General features: G+C 72.6%; 17 protein-coding genes, 1 tRNA gene, 2 pseudogenes and 1 riboswitch. Of the genes and pseudogenes, 5 read left to right on the top strand and 15 right to left on the bottom strand.

Annotated features, from left to right (window positions below; genetic code table 11):
• Positions 1–216: 216 nt before the first annotated feature.
• The 4 genes and pseudogenes from ACQP17_RS11205 to ACQP17_RS11190 form a co-directional block, all read right to left on the bottom strand.
• A pseudogene (locus ACQP17_RS11205) lies at positions 217–681 on the bottom strand (enolase C-terminal domain-like protein); the annotation flags it as partial.
• 71 nt (positions 682–752) lie between these two features.
• On the bottom strand, positions 753–1457 hold the full coding sequence (locus tag ACQP17_RS11200; protein ID WP_433856137.1) for a FadR/GntR family transcriptional regulator: 705 nt from the start codon (positions 1455–1457) through the stop codon (positions 753–755).
• Positions 1458–1562: 105 nt separating this feature from the next.
• On the bottom strand, positions 1563–2363 hold the full coding sequence (locus tag ACQP17_RS11195) for a DUF4383 domain-containing protein (protein WP_433856136.1): 801 nt from the start codon (positions 2361–2363) through the stop codon (positions 1563–1565).
• Between the two features lie 232 nt (positions 2364–2595).
• Entirely contained in the window at positions 2596–3987 is a 1392-nt protein-coding gene (locus ACQP17_RS11190) for a hypothetical protein (protein ID WP_433856135.1), read from the bottom strand.
• 140 nt (positions 3988–4127) lie between these two features.
• Between ACQP17_RS11190 and ACQP17_RS11185 the strand changes: the two genes are divergently transcribed.
• Both ACQP17_RS11185 and ACQP17_RS11180 read left to right on the top strand, forming a co-directional pair.
• A tRNA-Val gene (locus tag ACQP17_RS11185) sits at positions 4128–4202 on the top strand.
• A 1080-nt stretch (positions 4203–5282) separates the two neighbouring features.
• Complete coding sequence (locus ACQP17_RS11180) at positions 5283–5528, top strand: hypothetical protein (protein ID WP_433856134.1); 246 nt, start codon at positions 5283–5285, stop codon at positions 5526–5528.
• A 305-nt stretch (positions 5529–5833) separates the two neighbouring features.
• On the opposite strand, the gene ACQP17_RS11175 is transcribed toward ACQP17_RS11180, so the two are convergent.
• Positions 5834–6610, bottom strand: coding sequence for a hypothetical protein (locus ACQP17_RS11175; RefSeq protein WP_433856133.1), 777 nt, complete (start codon positions 6608–6610; stop codon positions 5834–5836).
• A 231-nt stretch (positions 6611–6841) separates the two neighbouring features.
• Here ACQP17_RS11175 and ACQP17_RS11170 point away from each other — a divergent pair, with 231 nt between their 5' ends.
• Entirely contained in the window at positions 6842–7393 is a 552-nt protein-coding gene (locus ACQP17_RS11170; protein ID WP_433856132.1) for a DoxX family protein, read from the top strand.
• A 93-nt stretch (positions 7394–7486) separates the two neighbouring features.
• A complete protein-coding gene (locus ACQP17_RS11165; RefSeq protein ID WP_433856131.1) occupies positions 7487–7987 on the top strand; it encodes a VOC family protein in 501 nt (166 codons plus the stop codon).
• A gap of 67 nt (positions 7988–8054) precedes the next feature.
• On the opposite strand, the gene ACQP17_RS11160 is transcribed toward ACQP17_RS11165, so the two are convergent.
• The 3 genes from ACQP17_RS11160 to ACQP17_RS11150 all read right to left on the bottom strand — a co-directional run bounded on the left by ACQP17_RS11160 (position 8055) and on the right by ACQP17_RS11150 (position 11206).
• Positions 8055–9317, bottom strand: a complete 1263-nt coding sequence (locus ACQP17_RS11160; protein WP_433859887.1) for a HoxN/HupN/NixA family nickel/cobalt transporter — start codon at positions 9315–9317, stop codon at positions 8055–8057.
• Positions 9318–9348: 31 nt separating this feature from the next.
• Positions 9349–9597, bottom strand: a riboswitch (cobalamin riboswitch).
• 77 nt (positions 9598–9674) lie between these two features.
• Positions 9675–10523 (bottom strand): alpha/beta fold hydrolase, encoded by an 849-nt coding sequence (locus ACQP17_RS11155; protein ID WP_433856130.1) that lies wholly within the window; start codon positions 10521–10523, stop codon positions 9675–9677.
• Complete coding sequence (locus tag ACQP17_RS11150; protein ID WP_433856129.1) at positions 10520–11206, bottom strand: MarR family winged helix-turn-helix transcriptional regulator; 687 nt, start codon at positions 11204–11206, stop codon at positions 10520–10522. The genes ACQP17_RS11155 and ACQP17_RS11150 overlap by 4 nt, the downstream gene beginning before the upstream one ends.
• 157 nt (positions 11207–11363) lie before the next feature.
• On the opposite strand from ACQP17_RS11150, the gene ACQP17_RS11145 reads away from it, so the two are divergent.
• On the top strand, positions 11364–11756 hold the full coding sequence (locus tag ACQP17_RS11145; protein WP_433856128.1) for a hypothetical protein: 393 nt from the start codon (positions 11364–11366) through the stop codon (positions 11754–11756).
• 72 nt (positions 11757–11828) lie between these two features.
• Here ACQP17_RS11145 and ACQP17_RS11140 read toward each other — a convergent pair whose 3' ends face one another.
• From ACQP17_RS11140 to ACQP17_RS11110, 7 genes and pseudogenes are all read right to left on the bottom strand, one after another.
• Entirely contained in the window at positions 11829–12485 is a 657-nt protein-coding gene (locus tag ACQP17_RS11140; protein WP_433856127.1) for a nucleoside/nucleotide kinase family protein, read from the bottom strand.
• Between the two features lie 188 nt (positions 12486–12673).
• The gene (locus tag ACQP17_RS11135) at positions 12674–13204 is read right to left on the bottom strand and encodes a GNAT family N-acetyltransferase (protein ID WP_433856126.1); all 531 of its coding nucleotides are present in this window, start codon (positions 13202–13204) and stop codon (positions 12674–12676) included.
• Between the two features lie 204 nt (positions 13205–13408).
• Positions 13409–14611 (bottom strand): methyltransferase, encoded by a 1203-nt coding sequence (locus ACQP17_RS11130; RefSeq protein ID WP_433856125.1) that lies wholly within the window; start codon positions 14609–14611, stop codon positions 13409–13411.
• A gap of 197 nt (positions 14612–14808) precedes the next feature.
• A pseudogene (locus ACQP17_RS11125) lies at positions 14809–15371 on the bottom strand (GNAT family N-acetyltransferase).
• A 149-nt stretch (positions 15372–15520) separates the two neighbouring features.
• Positions 15521–16171 (bottom strand): DedA family protein, encoded by a 651-nt coding sequence (locus ACQP17_RS11120; protein ID WP_433856124.1) that lies wholly within the window; start codon positions 16169–16171, stop codon positions 15521–15523.
• Between the two features lie 250 nt (positions 16172–16421).
• Complete coding sequence (locus ACQP17_RS11115) at positions 16422–16886, bottom strand: DoxX family protein (RefSeq protein ID WP_433856123.1); 465 nt, start codon at positions 16884–16886, stop codon at positions 16422–16424.
• A gap of 78 nt (positions 16887–16964) precedes the next feature.
• A complete protein-coding gene (locus tag ACQP17_RS11110; RefSeq protein ID WP_433856122.1) occupies positions 16965–18935 on the bottom strand; it encodes an FAD/NAD(P)-binding protein in 1971 nt (656 codons plus the stop codon).
• Between the last annotated feature and the right edge of the window lie 37 nt (positions 18936–18972).

Here is an 18972-nt window from a genome sequence, read left to right as displayed (position 1 = left end):
GTGTGTGCTGCGCGACTGGGTCGTTCGGGCGCGCGGGTGACACCGTTGATTATTCCGGTCGGGCAGGCCCTTCGCGTGCCCGACCGCCACAGCCCTCACGGCTCTTCGCCACCACCCGCCCATCTCCTCCGCCTCGCCCTCACCCGCCCCTTCCACACCGTCACCACGCGTACGCCCACCGGTCACCCGCCCCGCGCCGACCCGTCCGCCACCCCGTCACCATTCCGCGAACGCGCCGTCCTCGTGGCGCCACACCGGGTTGCGCCGGGTGTGCCCCCGCGCGTCCGCCGCCCGTACGGTCGCCACCTCCACCTCCACCTCTACCCCGAGCCCGGGGCGCTCGGTCCGCAGCAGCGACCCGTCGTGGAAGCGGAACGGCTCCGGGTCCGCGACGTGGTCCGGCAGCTCCGCGCCCCGGTGGTAATGGATGCCGAGGGAGTGCTCCTGGAGGAGGAAGTTCGGGGTGGTGAAGGCGACTTGGAGACCGGCGGCCAGGGCGACCGGGACCGGCGGGCGGTGCGGGGCGAGCTGTGCGCCGTAGACCTCCGCGAGTGCGGCGATCCGGCGGAGTTCGGAGAGGCCGCCCGCGTGCGAGACGTCGGGCGGGACGATCGCCATGCCGGCCTGAAGCGGAGCCGGGAACTCCCCTCGGCTGACGAGCCGTTCACCGGGTGCGAGGGGATGCCGGAAGCGTCCGTGACCAACCGCCGCGCGGCCCCCGCCGCCCGTGGTTCCACGGAGGCTCCCGACTCCTAGGGATGCTCCCGCGCGGACAGGTCGAGCAGTTCGAGCATCGCCATGTAGGCGCCGTCGACGTCCCTGCCCCGGACGGTGTCGACGACCGCGGCATGGGCCGCACGCGGCGGCGCGAGCGCCCCGGCCGCGGCGAGCACCTCCCGGTCGCGCTGGACGAGCACCGGCACGATCACCCGGTGCATCTGCGCGTAGAAGCGGTTGTTCGACGCGACCAGCATGGCCGTGTGGAAGGACGCGTCGGCGCGTACCAGCATCACCGGGTCGCCGGCGCTCGCGGCCATCGCGCGCAGCGCGGCGTCCAGTGCCGCCAGATCGTCATCGGTACGGCGCTCCGCGGCGAGCGCGGCCGCCGCCGGCTCGATGGAGCGGCGCAGTTCGAGCACGTCGGCGTAGAAGTCGGACGAGACGCCGGCCGCGAGCTTCCACCGCAGCACATCCGCGTCCAGCAGATTCCAGTCCTCCCGGGAGCGCACGAACGTGCCGCGCGCGGTGTCGGCGCCGAGGATCCCCTTGGCGGTCAGCACCTTGATCGCCTCACGCAGCACGGTCTGGCTCACGTCCAGCTCCGCCATCACCTCGGGCACGGCCAGGCTGTCGCCCTCCCGATAGGTGCCCTTGAGGATCCGCGTGGCCAGCGCCTCCACCGCCATGGTGGGCAGCCCGTGCCCCGCGGCGGGGGTGGCATGCCCGGAACGGCTCATCGTGCTGCTCCCTGCTTCCCGCGCCCTGATCCCGCTGCCTTGCCCGCGGCCCCGTGCGCCACCCCGGCCTCGCTACGGGCAGGGGTGGCGCCTGCGCGTCCCGGCTCAGGACTTCTTGCCGCCGGAGCCGGAGCCGGAGCCCGAGCCGGAGCCGGAGTCCGTGCCCCTGCGCGTGGCCTTGCCGGTGTCCTGGCCGCTGCCGAGTGCGCCCGTGTCGGCGGACGTCCGGCCGAGCCGTCTGCTCCCACTGGTGCCGGCGCCGAACGAACCGCGTCCCGCGTGCGAGGCGCCCTGCATCGAGACCCGTGCCGCCTGCCGTGCGGCCGTCATGCCGGAGACGGGGTGCAGCTGTCCGCGGTCGAACCGTTCCGCTTCGTCCGGGTGCCGGGCCCGCCAGTACGGATTGTCGTGCGAGAGGCCGCCGCTGACCCGTCCGTACATCCCGAAGATCAGCAGCAACAGCCCCACCACGAAGCTGAAGAGGACGTTCTGGAGCTGGAAGGCGAGGAAGTTCGCATCGGTCTGCAGCAGCGCCAGGTTCACGAACCCGCTGAGCAGGAACAGTCCGCCGAACACGATGTTGAGGGTCGAGGCGAAGTTCCCGCCGATCACCATGCCGAGGACGAGGATCGCGCCGACCACGATCGACAGCACGCTCAGGGTGCCGTTGGTGTTCAGCCCGGCCACGGTGTCGCCGCCGGTGTCGAAGTAGCCGATGTGGTGCGTCAGTCCGAGGATGCCGAAGGCGATCAGCACCAGGCCCATCAGCCCCGCGCCGAGGCGGTAGACCTTGCTGAGCCGGTGGTCCACGGGCAGATGCTCGTCGAGGCGGGTGTGCCGGGCCTTCGTCCCGCGGAACGGTTGCGTGGGCCCGTGCAGGGGATGGCCAGTAACCCCAGTAGCCATGTCCGGCCTCCTTCGCGCAGGGGTGCCGCCTGGGCCGTACCTCTCTCCAGGATCCGCCCACGCGGTGCATCGCGCCATCGCGCCCGGCCGGGGTGCACCGTGCACGTGCCGGAGGAGAGCCGCGGCAGGCCGCCCTCAGCGCCACGGGGACGGAGGGGCGCACACCGGGGCTCGCGCGCGGGCGACGCCCGCCGGGCCGGCCGGTCGACGGTGTCCTTCGGGGCCGCCCGGGTCAGCCGCGGCCGCCGCCGCTCCCCGCCCCGCCCCTGGCGTCCCTGATCTCCTGCACCACCCCGGCCGCCGTCTGCCGGACGGCCTCGGTCTCCATCAGGAAGTGCCACCAGTCCGGATGCCGCCCTTCCAGCCCGGCGACCGCGCGCTCCAGCCGCGCCACCGCCTCGTCCAGGGGGCCGGCGTGCCGCGGGTCGGGGGTGCTGCGGCCGGTCATCGCCAGCCGCTGCGCGTCACGGACCGCGAAGCGGGTCCGGTCGATCTCCTTCTGCCGGTCGAACGACACCGCGTCGAGCCGCTGCAGCCGGTCGCCGGCCGCCGACACCGCGTCGTCGGTGGTGTCCAGCAGGCCCCGTACGGTCGCCAGCCCGCTGGTGGCATCCGCCCAGCGCTGCTCCTCACGCGCCCGCTGCGCCTCCCGCAGCGTGGTCTCGGCCTGCCGGACGGACTGCGCGGCCTGCTCCGGCACCTGCTGGAGGTCCTGCCAGCACGCCGCGCTGTAGCGCCGCCGCAGCTCGCTGAGGACCGGGTCGACCTGCCCCGCACGCGTGGTGATCGCCTGCGCCCTGGTCCGCAGCGACACCAGCCGCTTGTCGATCTCCGCGGCCCGGCCCGGCAGCCGCTCGGCCTCGGCCCGTACCGCCTCGGCCTCGCGCAGCACCTCGTCGGCCCGCCGGATCGTCTCCTGGACGCCGTGCTGCCCGGCACCCTGATTGAGCTTGGTCAGCTCCGGCCCGAGCGCCGCCAGCCGGCCCGCGAGATCATCGGCCCGCAGCCCCTGTGCACGCACCGCGTCCAGTCCGTTGCTCGCCGCCAGCAGCGCCTGCCGGGCCCGCTCCACGGCCGGGGCCAGCCGCGCCAGCTGCGTCTCCGCGGACTGCAGCAGCGGCCCCAGCCCCTGCGCGAACCGGTCGAGCTCGCCCTTGACGCGGTTCAGCTCCTCCCTGGCCCGGGTCAGATCGGCCCGCGCCCGCGCCATCGTGGCGCCGTCGAGATCGTCACGGTCGAGATCATGGGAGTCGACGGCGGTGATGTACCCCTCGCTGACCTCGTCGATCCGCCGGCCGAGGCCCTCGTAGTCCGCCGCGGCCTTCCGCGCGGCCGGCGAGTTGTCCGCGGCGGTGATCGCCTCTATGGAGATCCGCAGGTCCCGCTGCGCGGTGTCCAGCTCGTAGAACGCCTCCGCCGCGGCGTCCTTCGCGGCCTGCGCGTCGGCCCGCTGGCCCTCCCCGCGCCCGAACCAGCGCCGGGTCCCCCCGCCCGCGAACGCCAGCGGCGCCATGGCCGCCAGCAATGGCAGCGGCAGCAGCGCGAGCGCCACCACATCCCGGACACCCCCGCGGGCGCGACGGCGTCCTCGCTGCTCATGCGGCTGCGTCTCTGTCGCCGTCACTTCCCTCTCCCGATCGCATCGCCCCAGGCCGAATGTCATTGTCCCACTCACCGGAACGAACACCCCGGCCGGTAAGTTCGCCCTTCACCCACTGGTTTGCAGTTCAGGCCCGAAGGCAAGGTAGTCTGTCCGCTCGGCCCGGGCGCATAGCTCAGCGGTAGAGCGCTGCCCTTACAAGGCAGATGTCACAGGTTCGAATCCTGTTGTGCCCACCACCCGAAGACCCCCTATCGATCATGGTAGGGGGTCTTTGCCGTACCGGAACGGACACCATCGCCACCTCCTTCCGCATCGGCCCCCTGGCTCCGCCGCTCGCCCATCAGACTCCCGGCTCACGCTGCGTGCCCGGCCGGACGCCCTCTACGCGCCTCTTGCAGCCGTGGTCCATGATCGACGTCCGGCTGTGGCTCAGGGTCTACCGCGCCGCTCGGGGGGACGCCCGGCTTCGGGCACCCGTCTGTCAGGCCGAGGAGGACTCACGAAGGCTCCTGCGGCTCAGGGGCCTGAGCGGAGAACCGGTGGAGACGGCGACGTGCACGGGAGACCGCCGTGCCTGACCCCGCAGGGATGCGGGAGCGTACGCGGACGAAGTAGTGGGAGTAAGCCGCACTTTGGAAACCCTCGGGAGCCGCGCCCACTCCTCCTTCGTCGCCCCAACCCGTCTCGTTGAGAGTGAGCGAAACGGTGCTGCCGGCGCGAAGCATGAAGAAGATGCGCGGCATGTCGTCAGAGATCCAAACGGCAATGGGTTGACCATTCCAGTGGTCGTTCTGTGGTGCGACACCGTCAGCCCTGATTGCTCTGACTTCCCGGGTCGTACTGGAGCTGTGATTGGTGATCTTCGCAAGTGCGTCGGCGACCTCCCGGAACACCAGGCGTGCTTGCGTCATTTTGGTCGAAGAGCCGCCAGCGCCAGTTTCGCCTCATGCATGCCTCAATGAAACGATCGATTCCTCGCGTTGGTGAACGCTCCCCGTAGGCCTAGGCCTAGGCCTAGGCCTAGGCGTCGGCGTTGGGTAAGCGCTCATTGCATCGCCCGGGTACGGGAACCATGTCGGGGGACGTAGGCAGTTCCGCATCGGTACCGGGTTGTCAGAGGGAACTCAAGGCGATCAACGTGCCCACCACCATGGACAGTCAAGTCGCACGTTGGCCGACTGTGCTGCCGCAGGTGGCATGTGACGGGCTCCTGCGAGGAGGGTCTTGTGGTGTTTGAGTCGTCAAATGTCTATTGCAAAGCAGAAGTTGATGGTTTGATTACCCACCTCAAGAGAAGTCGACTTGTGGGGGGTCGCATGGCTACGCAAAAGATCATGACGGTGACGCTCGAGTTCGAGATGGGTGATCGTGTGATCCGCGGACCGCGTGTCACAGCCGCTTACGAAGCTGCCGTTAGTGCCGCTGTGGAAGCGGCGAAGTCGGAGTTGTCGAAGGGCGGCGTAAGTACTGTGCGGAGTCGCATGACATGGGACTACCGATGGGCCGAGTTGTCCGCGCAGTACAGCGACGTCGATGATGAGGGCGAGGAGCCGGTTCAGTAGTTGTCCGTCGCCGGGCCTGCCAAGCCATCGGCAGTGGGGTGATTGGCCCTTCCGGCATCTACAGCTGACAGCACTCGTGGTGAACGGCAGGGGGGAAGTAGTGTCTCCCGGCGGTCTCGGTGCGTCGCGCAGGTAACTCTGAAGTCGCTTGGCCGGCCTAAAAGGCCGATTCGGCGGGTTTGAATCCTGCCGAGTCCGCTCCTTGCGTTCTCACCCGGAAAGATCAAGGCTCAGGATCCGAGGTATATCGGAGCCCTGAGCCTTGATCTTTTTCTGCTCGGCGCTAGGTAACCCGCGTTTCTCGCTTACCGGCTCGCCGGCAAGACCGGGAATTCTGCGCCCAAGGGGGCCGGTGACGTGGCGAATTCGCCGAGGTAGGGGTAGGCCAGTTCGGCGATGAGGAAGAGGTTGGCGGCTACGAGGATGCTCACCGCGGCGACCATGCCGTAGTGGAGGCGCGGTTGCTGGGCGTCGAAGACTACGGAGAAGCCGAGGACCAGGCCGCTGTTCAGGAAGATCACCAGCCAGAGGGCCAAGGGCGGGCCGGTGTTGGTGCGTGCCTGGAGGAGGCGCTGGGTGCGTGCGGCGGTGAGGTCGCGCAGGGAGGCGAGCGAGCCGGTGAGGAAGGCGCGTTGGGCGTCGTTGCGCGGCGCGATGCTCTCGTAGGTGGTGTGCAGGCGGCGGAGCGCGCTCTCGGCCGCGGGAGTGGTGCGGCCCTCCGCGGCGTGCGGCCACTCTGCCGTCGCCGCGTGTCCGTACGCCAGGAGGTTCTGCCGGATCCGTGCCGCCTCGGGCCTGCCGAAGGCCTCGGCGCTTCTGGCCAGCTGCACCGCCGCGGCCCCCTCGGCCCGGGTCGTCTGGTCCGCGGTGGTCACCTGGCCCCAGAGGGCGAGGACCATGAAGCCCATGAGGAATCCGTAGACCAGTCCGACGACGGGGTAGACGAACTGGGCCATCTCGTTGCGGCCGCCCGCCCGGAGGCGGGGGAAGCGGCGCCGGACGAGGACCTGGACGGCCGCCGTGCCGCCGGTGATCACGACGACGAGCCCGGCCAGCAGCAACCAGGGCGGAACGTTGCTCACGAACCAACGGGCCACTGCTCCACGCTCCTGACGTACCCCACACCCGCACCACCGGCGCGGTGGCCAACGAACGCGCCGGGCCGCGGACACGCTCCTTCGTCCGCCCGGTGTGCCGAGTGACTGTTGTTCGCCGCAGGGGTGCTGTGTATCGTCGGGAGGGTGACTTGAAGTTTCAAGTAACTGGTCCGTGGGTCCGCGGGCCGGTCGTCGATCTGCGAAAGAGCGCTCCTCATGACGTCCCCCCTCAGCACTCTTGAGTCCTCCCGCCTCGCCGTTTCGCGGCGCGAGCAGTCCGCCGCGTCCGGCCATGACGCCGGGCTGCTGGTGCTGCGGCTGGCGCTCGGGCTGACCATGGCGGCCCACGGCGCCCAGAAGCTGTTGGGCTGGTTCGGCGGGCCGGGGCTGGACGGGACCGGGCAGTTCTTCACGATGAGCGGCTATCCGGCCGGCCGGGCGATGGCCGTCGTCGCCGGGCTGAGCGAGACGCTCGGCGGGCTCGGGCTGGCGGCCGGACTGCTCACCCCGCTCGCCGCCGCGGCGGTCGTCGGCACGATGGTCAACGCCCTGGCCGTGAAGTGGGGCGGGGGCTTCTTCGCGCCCAAGGGCGTGGAGTACGAACTGCTGCTCACCACCGGTGCGGCGGCCCTGGCGCTGACCGGCCCCGGCCGTTTCGCCGCCGACCGTTTCCTGCCCGTCCTGCGGGTCCACCGGCCGGTCCGTGGTGTGGCAGCGCTGGTGCTGGCGGTGGTCGTGGCGGGCGTGGTGCTCATGGTCCGGAAGTAGCGACGTCCGGCGGGCGGCGGGAGCCGGGCCGGCAAACGGGGAGTGGGGCGGCACCACGGTGGTGCCGTGGCGGAAGAAGCGGAGAGCAGGGTCATGTCGGTACGACGTCTCAACCACGCGGTGCTCTACGTACGTGAGGTGGCGCGGTCCGTCGCCTTCTACACCGAGGCCCTCGGGCTCACGGTGGACATCGAGGTGCCGGGGCGGGCCGCGTTCCTCAGCGCTCCGGGCTCGCTCAACGATCACGACCTGGGGCTGTTCGCCGTGGGCGGCGGGGCTCCCGGGCCCGAGGCGGGGCGGGTCGGGCTCTACCACCTCGCCTGGGAGGTCGGCACACTCGGCGAACTCGTCGCCACGCGTGACCGGCTCGCGGAGCGGGGCGCCGTGCTGGGCGCCAGCGACCACCTGGTCGCGAAGTCGCTGTACGCCAAGGACCCGGACGGCAACGAGTTCGAGGTGATGTGGCGGGTCCCGCGGGAGGACTGGCCGGGCCCGGACCAGCCGGACCGGGTGCTGCCGCTGAACCTGGCGGCGGCGCTGGACCGCTGGGGGCCGGACCTGGCGACGGGGGCGGCGGCGGGATCGGCCACCTGAGGGGACCTGTCCGCCCGGGGGCGCGGTACTGACCGGGCCCCCGGGCGCTTACGGCTTCTTCGTCGGTTCAGGCGTCCGAGGGCGCCCGGTTCTCCGGTGCCGTTCGGTTCTCCGGCGCTGTGCGGTTCTCCGGGGGCGTCCGTGCGTCCGGCGCCGCCTGCCCGGTCGGCTGTGCCTCACCGTCCGGCTGCGCCTCACCGTCCTGCTGTGTCTGCTGTGCCGAGCGGGCTCGTTCGGCACGTTCCGTCCAGCGCTTCTCGACGCCGGACAGTCGCCAGTAGGTCAGCGCCACGGCCCACACCACGATGAACAGGCCGACGATGAGGAAGCCGACGTTGTCGAGGTCGAGGCCGGAAACCCAGCCGGTCAGCGGGTCGCCGAGGGCGAGCTTGTCGTGCAGCACCGTCACCAGCTCGATCGTGCCGATGAAGAAGGCGACGGCGATCGAGAGACCGGTGATGGCGATGTTGTAGTAGACCTTGCGCACCGGGTTGGAGAACGCCCACTGGTAGGCGAAGTTCATGAACGTGCCGTCGAGGGTGTCGAACAGGCTCATGCCGGCGGCGAACAGCAGCGGCAGGCAGAGGATCGCGTACCAGGGCAGGCCGGCCGCGGCGCCGCTGCCCGCCATCACCATCAGCGTCACCTCGGTCGCGGTGTCGAAGCCGAGGCCGAAGAGGAAGCCGAGCGGGAACATCTGGCCGGGGCGGGTGACGGAGCGGGTGAACCGCCCCAGGAAGCGGTTCATGAAGCCGCGCGCGTCGAGCTGCCGCTCCAGTTCGGCCTCGTCGTAGCGGCCGTTGCGCATCCCGCGGAAGACCCGCCACATGCCGGACAGCGCGATGAGGTTGAGGGCGGCGATGAGGTAGAGGAACGTCCCCGAGACGGTCGTGCCGACCATGCCCAGGATCTGGTGCATCCGGGACTCGTCGTTGAGCAGGATGCCGGCGAGCTGGGCGCCGCCCGCCACGAGCGCCGCCATCGCGACGACCACGCTGGAGTGGCCGAGGGCGAACCAGAAGCCGACGGAGACCGGCCGCTTGCCGTCGGCCATCAGCTTGCGGGTGGTGTTGTCGATGGCGGCGATGTGGTCGGCGTCGAAGGCGTGCCGCATGCCGAGGGTGTACGCGGTGACACCCAGTCCGACGCCGAAGGCACGGCTGCCGACGGTGTAGTGCTCGGGGACCACCAGCAGGAAGAGCACGCCGAAGGCGACGACGTGCAGCCCGGCTATGACGGCCATCAGGCCCGCGGTACGCAGGGTGTCCTGCCGGCGCCAGCGAAACGCGCCGGGGGCAGGGGTGGTCGGGGTATCGGTGGACAGGGCCATCCGGCGGTCACGCTCCAGCACCTCGTGGATCAGTTCGTGAGATGCCGTGGCCGGTCTCCTGGCTTTGGGGGTACCTCCCGGCTCCTCAAGAGCCGGCGGGAGGGTGTGCGCCTCCGCCCCCGCCTTCCCGGCCGCGGGCTGCGGCCAGTGGCGCCGCAGAAGCGTCATGCGTCTGCGGAAGGGGTGGAAACTCCCCGATCACAGTGGCGAGGGCCGCTCCGGACTGGGACCTCGAGGTCCGTCACCGGTCTTCCCGAACACCACGGCCCGGCCACTCTAACCGCCATGGGGGAGGGGTACGGCGCATGGGGCGGGTCCGGGAACGAGCGGGCGCGCGGCCCCGAGGAACGCCCGGCCTCACCAGTCCAGGGAGCAGAGGAAGGCATGGAGCTCCTGGTCGAAGAGCGCGGCGTTCTCCAGATTGACCATATGGGCCGCGCCCGGTATCCGGACCCTGCGGGCACCGGGGACGGACAGTGCTATCGCATGGGCGTTGGCGGAGATGTCGCTGCTGTCGAGATCGCCGTCGAACACCATCGTGGGCACCCGGATCTCCCCCAGCCGCCCGGCGGCACCGACCTCCGAGGGCGTCCCGGCTCCCCGCTCCTCGGCATGCACCTCCACATTGGCCTCGGCCGAGGCGCGCATCCGCTCGCGGAATCCCGGGTGGACCGCGGACGGTTCGCGGTGCGGGCCGTCCACCCACATCCGCAGGAAGTGCTCGATGTAGCGCTCCATGCCGTCCGGCGCGCCGATCGCCGTCACCTGTTCCTTGATGTGCGCCAGGAGGAAGGGGTCGGTGAAGGCGCGGCCGCTGATTCCGGGGGAGGCGAGCGCGAGGGCCGCCACTCGGTCGGGGCGGGCAAGGGCGGTGTCCAGCGCGACCCGGGCGCCGTGGGAGAGGCCCACGAGGACGGCGCGGGGGACGTCGAGGGCGTCGAGGAGCGCGCAGAGGTCGTCGTGGTGGGCGTAGTCCCCGGCCACCGTGGAGGACAGGCCGTGGCCGCGGAAGTCGTAACGGATCGCACGCAGGCCGGAGTTCACCAGCCAGGCGAACTGCTCGTCCCACATGTGCTGGTCGAGCATCCCGCCGTGCAGCAGCACCACCGCGGGACCCTCGCCCGCCGTCTCGTAGAACAGCTCGCCCTCCTCGACCGGCACGGTGCCGTTGTCGATCTCGGACCAGGCGGTGATTCTGCGGGTCATTCTCTGGGCCGTCCTTTGTGCGTCGGATGAGGGGAGCTGGGCTGGATGCGACTGCCGTCTTGATTGCCGCGACTGTCGGTTTCCTCCGGTGGAACGTGCGAGCCGTTCCCGAGGTGCCGGAATTCCTCACCGAGTCGGTCCAGGACGTGCAGTGCGGTGCGGAGGTCCTCGGTGGGCAGATCGGCCAGCCGCCGGTGCAGGTCCGCCGATTCGAAGCGCTGGATCCCGCGTATCGTCGCCGCGCCCTCGGTCGTGAGCCGGATCAAGGACGAGCGGCGGTGCGCCGGATTGGGGGCCGTCACCGCCAGGCCCAGCTCGACGGCGCGGTTCACCCGGCGCTGCACCGGCTGCCGGTCGAGGTCCATCGCGCGCGCCAACTGCGGCACGGTCCGCGGGCCTTCGCTGTGCAGCGCGTCCAGCAGCGCGTGTTCGCCGGCGGTCAGTCCCGTGCCGGTCAGTTCGCGCTCGACCGCGCGCACGACCCTGCGGTGCAGGGGCCACAGGCGCCGGATGACGTCGTACAGCAGGTCTTCGGCCGGCGTGGGCGCCTCGTTGTCGTCCTGCGCGGCGGTGCGCGCGCGGTCGGGCTCTTCGGCCTCCGTGGCCGGCCCGGTGCTGGGCTCGACGGTGCGTCCGATGGCGTGCTCGGCGGTCTTCATGGATTCCCCCTCGATGACACTCATGATGTCATGCTGACACTGTTGATGTCGTTTGGGAAGGGGGCTGCCGCGGAAAGGAGTTGAGGAGGAAAGTGAGTCCGGAGGGAAGAAGCGAGTCCGGAGAGTCTTGTGTGACCTGTGACCTGTGACCTGTGGGCGAGGAAGGAAGGGCGGACGGCGGATGAAGGTCTCTTTGCTGCGTGCGGTCGGAGTGGCCACGGCGGCGTACGGGGTGGCGGTGGCCGCGGCGCCCGGGCTGCTGGCGCGGCCCTCGGGGCTGGCCGGTGACGACGGGCGGACCGCTCCGGGGACCCGGATCTCGCTGCGCCCGCTGGCCTGGCGGGACGCGGTGAGCGGGCTGGCCCTGGCGCTGGCTCCCAACGGGCCGGCGCTGCGTACCGCCGCATATGTGCGCATCGCGGCGGACTTCGGGGACGCGGTGCTGCTCGGCGCGACGCTGCCGGGGCGCGCCCGCCGGGTGGGAGCGGTGGCGGTGTCGGTCGGCTGGGGCGCCCTGTCGGTGGCCGGGCTGCTCGCCGACGGCCAGAAGGCGAACGGAGACCGAGAGAGCTAGCAGAGACCGGCGGAGGAGAGGGGAGGGGAGGGGAGGAGAGAGAGGGGGAGAGGAGGCGCGAGGCCGACACCCCTAAGTGTCTTCCGGGGGTGGAGCCTCGTCGGGGGTGAAGGTGATGACGAGGTCGGCGCGTGCGCGGGTGGTGGCCACGACGCGGGCGTTGGCCTCGTCCGAGGTGTGCACGAAGCGTTCGGCGTCGGCCCGTGTGCGTCCGAAGCGCTCATGGCGGTCGACCAGCCGCCGGATCCGCTCCGCGCCGTCCAGTTCCACGTACCAGACCTCGTCGAGCAGGGCGCGCACCCGTGACCACGGGGCGGTGTCGAGCAGGAGGTAGTTGCCCTCCGTGACGATCAGCGGGAGGTGGGGGGCGACGGGGATGCTGCCGGCGACCGGCTCCTCGATGCGACGGTCGAAGGCCGGGGCGTAGACGGCGGTGTCCGGTTCGGGGGTGCGCAGGCGGGCCAGGAGTGCCGCGTAGCCGGCGGGGTCGAAGGTGTCCGGGGCGCCCTTGCGGTCCTTGCGGCCCAGTCGGTGCAACTCCGCCTCGGCGAGGTGGAAGCCGTCCATCGGTACCAGCGCCGCCTGGCCGGCCAGTCCGGCCACGACGTGGGCGGCGAGGGTGGATTTCCCGGCACCGGGCGGGCCGGCGATGCCGAGCAGCCGGCGCCGTCCGGGAGTCGCGGTGGCGGCGAGGTTGCGGGCGCGGGAGAGGAGGTGCGGGAGATCCATGAGGTCTCCATCGTGCCTGAGCGGGAGGACGGGCGGGAGGCCGCGCACCCGATGGCGTGCCGCACGGTCCCCCGGGGGCGTAGCAACTTCGTCCGTGATGGATGGAAGTCAGAGCTGTCAGAACTGTCCGAGCTGGGGGGCTTCCCCGCGGAAGGGCGAAGGCAGTCGGCGACGTACCGGCCCGAGCGTCAGGGCCTCAGCAGTCCGCCCACCCACCAGTCGTGCGGTGTGCCGTCGTTGGCGATGCCACGATGGCGCAGTGTCCCTTCGACGGTGAAGCCGAGTTTCTCGGCGACGGCACGCGAGCCGGTGTTCCCGGCCATGGCCCACCACTCGATGCGGTGGACGTCGAGGGTGGCCCAGCCCCAGTTGCACAGGGCCCGGGCGGCCTCCACCGAGTACCCGCGTCCGCGCTGTTCCCTGACCGCCCAGTAACCGAGTTCCCAGACGCCGCGGCTGACGAGGGTCAGGCAGTACGAGCCGACCAGGGCGCCGGTGTCCTTGCGGAACGCGGCGAGGGTGTAGTCCCTGTCCTCGGCCCACTGAGCGGGCAGCTTCTCGCCGACGAGCTTCTCGGCGTCCGTACGCCGGTACGGCGCCGGAACCGGCGTATAGAACTGAATGTCCTCGTCCTGGCAGGCCTCGTACACCGCCTCCACGTCGGCAGAGGTGAAGGCCCGAAGCACCAGACGGTCGGTCTCAAGAGTCACCGGATCCATTGCGGCAGTATGAGCACCACCGGCAAGCAGCGACCAGCGAATATCCCGGGCACCGCACAGCACCACACCCCGGGCTGATCGACGGTCGTCTCGACACCTCGGATCAGCTGTCCCCGAGAGGGAGTCACGCCCACCGATGAGCGCGGGACCGAGCCGTAAGTCCGAGCCCCGCCTTCGACGCCCGCCTACCTGGCTCTCCCGCCCCTAACTCTCCCCGTCCCGGCGGGAGTCGGCGGCACCCGGGCCCGCGTGTCCCAGGCGCCACAGGGACGTGACCTCGGCGGCGCGGGCCACGTGGAGCGGGTCGGAGGTGTCGCGGGCGCGCGGATGGCGGGGGGTGATGTCGAGGCGGTCCAGGACCGTCAGGCCGGCGGCGGCGATGGCGTCGAGGAGCGCGGTGTGCGCCCGCAGGCCGAGGTGTTCGGCGAAGTCGGAGAGGATCAGCCAGCCCTCGCCGTCCGGTGTCAGGTGCTCCCCGAGGCCGCCGAGGAATCCGAGCAGCATCCGGTTGCCCGGGTCGTACACCGCGTGCTCCACGGGGGAGGTCGGTTTCGCGGGCACCCACGGGGGGTTGCAGACGACCAGCGGGGCGCGGCCGGCCGGGAACAGATCGGCCTCGACCACCTCCACCTGTCCGGCGACGCCGAGCCGTTGGGTGTTCTCACGCGCGCAGGCCAGCGCCCGCGGGTCCTGGTCGGTGGCCACGATCCGGCGCACCCCGCGCCGGGCGAGGACCGAGGCCAGCACGCCGGTGCCGGTGCCGATGTCGAACGCCAGCTCCTGCGAGGGCAGCGGCGCCCCGGCCACCAGATCGACGTACTCGCCGCGGGCCGGGGAGAACACGCCGTAGTGGGGATGGATGCGGTCGCCGCCGAGCGCCGGGATCTCGACGCCCTTGCGGCGCCACTCGTTGGCGCCGATGAGGCCGAGCAGCTCGCGTAGCGAGACCAGGGAGGCCGTCGGATCCGCGCCCTCGGCGGGCCTCGACGCCTCCTCGCGGGCGGGGCCGTACGCCCGGGCGCAGGCCTCGCGGACGTCGGGGGCGCGGTGCAGGGGGACGGCGAGGGTCGCGTCGAGGGGGACCAGCAGCATGCCCAGGATGCGGGCGCGTTGGTTCTGCGCGGCGCGGTGCTGGTGGAACGCCTGGGTGACATCGGCGGGCGGTGTCTTGCGGGGGCGGCGGTCGATGCGGCGGGTCATCGCCGTCAGTAGTTGCCGGGCGTTGTGGAAGTCGCCGCGCCACAACAGGGCGGTGCCCTCACAGGCGAGTTTGTAGGCGTCGTCGGCCTTCGTCCGGTCGTCGGCGATGACGATGCGGCGGGGCGGCGGAGCGCCGTTCTCGGAGCGCCAACGGGCGGAACGGGCCTGGTCGGCCTCGGTCCATTCGACGACCGGCGGGTGGTTCACCGAGGTGTGCCTTCGCGTGTGTGGGCGGACCCCGCCGGGGTGCCGCGCGGGGGAGCGGTCCCGGTCCGGCGTCCGGGGAGCGACGAACGGCTCACACGTGACGGGGAGGGGGTGGTGTGGTGGGTGTGCCGGACGATTTTACTCCGGATCGGGGCACCCCCGGCTCCCGTCCCCCGGCTCCCGTCCGCCGGCCTTCGTCAGCCGGTGCCGAACGCCGCGGCGTAGCGCACCGTGCCGCGCGGGGGGCGGGGAGCCGTCCAGGGAGAGCGCCAGGAAGGCCTCCTCCGGCCAGGGCTGCGGGGGCAGGGTGCCGTACCGGGAGGCGGCCGGCACGAAGCCGAAGCGCGGGTTGTACGCCGGGTGGCCGAGCACGATCGCGGTCCGCTCGCCGGCCGCCCGCGCCGCCGCCGGCAGCGCCCGGATCACCGCCGCCCCCGCACCGCACCGCTGATACGCGGGCAGCACCGCGCAGGGGGCGAGCGCCACGGCGGGCTCCTCGCCGACCTGACAGCGGGTCAGCAGGGCATGGGCGGCCCGGGGTGCCGTCCGGTGCGTCCGCGACCCAGGACAGCCCCGGCAGCCAGGCCGCCGGGTCGCGGCGCAGCGCCTCGACGAGGTCGGCCTCCCCGGGCTCCCCGAAGGCGGCGAGGTGGATGCGGCGGACGGCCGGCCGGTCGGCGGTGGTCTCGGGGCGCGGCCGCCAGGTGCCGGGGGCGCCCTCGTGGCCGTGTGCTCCGTCGGGTGTGCCGGTGCCGCTCATGCGGGTCATCGTCACACCGGGATCCGGCGGCCGGCCGGCGGAATTCCGTGCGCCGGCGGCCGCTCCGGCGGCTGAGGGAAGCGCCTCGACGGGCCCGTGAGCGGACCGCCGTCGGACCCGTCATCCGTCCCCCGCCCCACGTCCGCCGGTCAGTGCGCGGCGGGGCGTTCCGGGCGGCGCATCAGGAAGGCGGCGGCCGATCCGGCGGCGAAGAGGGCGGCGACCGAGAGGGCCGTGCCGACCCAGGACGTGCCGAGCCACTGGCCGCCGAAGTAGCCCAGGCTCACGCTGTAGGCGGCCCAGGCCAGGCCGGCCAGCGCGGACCAGGGCAGGAACTCGCGGACCGTGCGGTGGGCGACCCCGGCGCCCAGGCTGACCACCGACCGTCCGGCGGGCGCGAAGCGGGCCAGGACGACGACGATGCCGCCGCCCCGGCTGAGTGCGGCACCCAGCCGCCGTTGTGCCGCGGTCAGCCGTCGGGAGCGGCCCATGGCACGGTCGAAGCGGTCGCCGCCGCGCCGGGCGAGGCGGTAGGCGACCATGTCGCCGAGGACGGAGGCGCCGGCGGCGCACAGCAGCAGTGCGAACACCCCGGCCAGATGGGCGCCGCCGTGGACGGACGCGGCCTCGACACGGCCGACCGCGTGCGCGGCGCTTCCGGCGCCCGCGGAGGTGGTGGCCGCGGCGATCACCAGGATCCCGCTGGGCAGGATCGGGACGAAGACGTCGAGCACGATCGAGCAACTGACGACCACATACACCCACGGGGTGCCACTGAGGGACCCCAGGCTTTCCAGCAACGTGCCACTCCCGGTCCGAACCCCGCCGCGACGTCGCTCGGTGCGGCAGGGGCGGCCCTTCAGCCATACAGCGTACGCCTGGGTTCCCGGGCCTCTTCCGGGTGGGTGGACGGGGGGATTCCGAGGGGGCGGTGCGGCCGGGAACGCCACACGGCCCGTACGGCCGGGAATGCCACACGGCCCGTACGGCGGGGAAGCCGTACGGGCCGCGGGACATGCGGTGGCGCCGGGGTGCGCCGGGGACGGTGCGTCAGACGGTGGACGGCTCCTGCTGAGCGGCCGGGGCCGCCGTCCGTGCGCGCGCGCCGAAGAAGACCCGGTCCAGCGCCCAGGAGCCGGGGCCGGTGAAGAAGACCAGCAGGAAGGCCCAGGCGAACATCGCGGCCGCCTCGCCGCCGTTCTGGATCGGCCACAGCGCCGTGCCCTGGTGGGTGGAGAAGTAGGCGTACGCCATCGAGCCGGAGCTGACCAGGGCCGCGGGGCGGGTGCCCAGGCCGAAGATCACCAGGAGGCCGCCGGCCAGCTGGATCACCGCGGCGTACCAGCCCGGCCAGCTGCCGGCGGGAACGGTGCCGCCCTGGCCCATGGCGCCGCCGAGGACACCGAAGAGCGAGGACGCGCCGTGGCAGGCGAAGAGCAGCCCGACGACGACGCGGAAGAGGGCGAGGACGTGCGGGGTGCATCTCTGGAGGGTTGCGTCCAGGGGTGCGGACATGTGGGGGCTCCTACGGTTTTCGGGGACGGGTAACCGCTGGAGGCACAGGTTAGGGACACCTAATCAGTACTTGCAAGTTCAACCTCTGGCCATACCGGACCTTTGGCTCGAAGACGCCGATCGCGCAGCCGGAACCGTGTCGGTGCCCGCCCCGGAACCCGCGTGCGGCCCCGCGACCGCGGCCCGCAGCGCCGCCCGCGCCACCGCGTCCGTGTCGGCGAGGGTGACCGACCCCACCCCGGGGCGGGCCCCGGCCGCCGTCACCCAGTGGGCCCCCTCCGTCGGCACCCCCACCGCGAAACGCCGCGGATGGGGCCGGCCGTCGGCCCCGATCAGACGGAACGGGCTCGGCGTCACATCGAGCCCGCCCGTCTCGTAGCCGTCCACGGCGTGCGGACGGCAGCCGCCGTCGGCCAGCAGCCGGGCCAGCAGCGGATCCCCGGTGCGCCGCAGATCCGGCTCCGGCAGCCGCGCCTCGATCAGTGCCGCCGCCGTCACCTCCGACCCCGCCACCTCGGGGGAACGGGCCGTGAAACCGGGCCCGTGGCCGTCGGCGGTGCCGGGCCGGACCGCCATCCGCGGGCCGATCACCTCCAGCACCCCCGCCTCGATCAGCGCGGTCATCTCCTCGATCCGGCGCCGCGGCGGCCCGATGGACAAGAAGGCGTTGAACGGGGTGTACCAGCGGTCCAGATGGTCCCGGCGGGACGTGCCCGCCAGCCCGCCGTGGTCGACGATCCGCCGCAGCTCGTTGCGCAGATCCCGCAGGACGTCGAGGGCCGCCTTGACCGGGCCGGACACGTTGTTCCGCCGGGCGTGCGCGATGTCCGTGCGCAGATGGTCCAGCAGCCAGGCGCGGAAGGCCGCGCGGTCGGCGAAGGAGCGCTCCGTGTGCGGCCTGGCCAGGCGGTCCCAGTCCCAGCGTGCGGCCGGCGTGATCCCGAAGGCGTCCAGGGCGGCGGCCTCCTCGGGGCCGCGGTGCGCGGCGGCGAGGAACGACTCCCGGAAGCGGCGCACCGGCGCGCGCCCCGCGCCGCGCTCCGTGAGCAGCGCCTCGTAGTAGACCGTCTCCACCTCCTTGGCCACCAGGGGCCAGACCTCCGTCAGGAAGTCGGGCCGGTCGCCGGAGTCGGCGCGCCCGCGGAACGCCGCGGTCACCTCCGGGGTGAGCAGCAGCGGCAGATGGCGGCCGTGGGCGCCCTTCGCGTTGTCGCCGCGCGCGTGGTACGGGATGCCGCGCCGGGAGCCCGCGTACAGCCGCGGCTCACGGCCGGACGGCTGATACACCGTCGTCCCGTCCGTGCCGCGGACGAACCGGCCGCCGCGGGCCGTCGTCAGCAGCGCCATGTGGTCGAAGAAGGTGAGGCCGAGGCCGCGCAGCAGTACCGGGCGGCCCGGGGCCAGCTCCGCCAGCTCGGCGGTGAGGTCGGCGGGGTTGGCCGGCGGCAGGTAGTGCAGACCGTGCGCGGCGGCGTGGTCGGCCAGCCGCCGCTGCTCGTCGTCCGGTGCGGTCGGCAGGTGGCCCTGGGCGAGGACCACCGCGGACAGGCCGTCCAGCGCCCGGCCGTCGTCGAGGGCCAGCGACTGCGAGCCGTCGGGCGCCTCGGTCAGTCGCACGGCCCGGGCCCGGTGCACCACCACCGTCACCCCGGCGGGAGCGGTGCGCACCGTGCGGCGGAAGACCCACTCCAGATAGCGGCCGTACAGCGCCCGCCCCGGATAGTCGTCCGGGCCGACCCCGCAGCCCTCCCAGTCGTAGAGGCTCGGCCCGGGGCGTATCGGGCCGGCGCACTCGACGCTGTCGTCGGTGAACAGCGTGATCTGCGAGGCCACCGTGTTCATCAGCAGCTCGGGCGGCTGGGCGGTGCGCCACACCTGCCCGGCGCCGGGCGGGGCCGGATCGAGGACATGGACGGTCAGCGCGGTGTCCGGGGCCAGTTCGGCGGCCGAGGCGCAGAGCCGCTCCAGCACGCTGGTGCCGCGCGGTCCGGCGCCCACCAGGGCGAGGGCGGGCCGGGCGCGGCGGTCGGCTGGGCGGTCGGCGGCCAAGGCGGGCTCCCTGGGACGGCGGACGGCCGGCGCCCGA

It is taken from the genome of Streptomyces kronopolitis, from assembly GCF_050953795.1.
Taxonomy (GTDB): Bacteria; Actinomycetota; Actinomycetes; order Streptomycetales; family Streptomycetaceae; genus Streptomyces; species Streptomyces kronopolitis_A.
The sequence above is the reverse complement of the archived record's forward strand: the minus strand, read 5'-3'. Positions and strand labels throughout refer to the sequence as shown.

Excerpts from the sequence above, each read along its gene's own strand:
- ACQP17_RS11200 (WP_433856137.1), bottom strand. The coding sequence starts at position 1,457 with ATGAGCCGTTCCGGGCATGCCACCCCCGCCGCGGGGCACGGGCTGCCC.
- ACQP17_RS11195 (WP_433856136.1), bottom strand. The coding sequence starts at position 2,363 with ATGGCTACTGGGGTTACTGGCCATCCCCTGCACGGGCCCACGCAACCG.
- ACQP17_RS11180 (WP_433856134.1), top strand. The coding sequence starts at position 5,283 with ATGGCTACGCAAAAGATCATGACGGTGACGCTCGAGTTCGAGATGGGT.
- ACQP17_RS11170 (WP_433856132.1), top strand. The coding sequence starts at position 6,842 with ATGACGTCCCCCCTCAGCACTCTTGAGTCCTCCCGCCTCGCCGTTTCG.
- ACQP17_RS11165 (WP_433856131.1), top strand. The coding sequence starts at position 7,487 with ATGTCGGTACGACGTCTCAACCACGCGGTGCTCTACGTACGTGAGGTG.
- ACQP17_RS11160 (WP_433859887.1), bottom strand. The coding sequence starts at position 9,317 with ATGGCCCTGTCCACCGATACCCCGACCACCCCTGCCCCCGGCGCGTTT.
- ACQP17_RS11155 (WP_433856130.1), bottom strand. The coding sequence starts at position 10,523 with ATGACCCGCAGAATCACCGCCTGGTCCGAGATCGACAACGGCACCGTG.
- ACQP17_RS11150 (WP_433856129.1), bottom strand. The coding sequence starts at position 11,206 with ATGAGTGTCATCGAGGGGGAATCCATGAAGACCGCCGAGCACGCCATC.
- ACQP17_RS11145 (WP_433856128.1), top strand. The coding sequence starts at position 11,364 with ATGAAGGTCTCTTTGCTGCGTGCGGTCGGAGTGGCCACGGCGGCGTAC.
- ACQP17_RS11140 (WP_433856127.1), bottom strand. The coding sequence starts at position 12,485 with ATGGATCTCCCGCACCTCCTCTCCCGCGCCCGCAACCTCGCCGCCACC.
- ACQP17_RS11135 (WP_433856126.1), bottom strand. The coding sequence starts at position 13,204 with ATGGATCCGGTGACTCTTGAGACCGACCGTCTGGTGCTTCGGGCCTTC.
- ACQP17_RS11115 (WP_433856123.1), bottom strand. The coding sequence starts at position 16,886 with ATGTCCGCACCCCTGGACGCAACCCTCCAGAGATGCACCCCGCACGTC.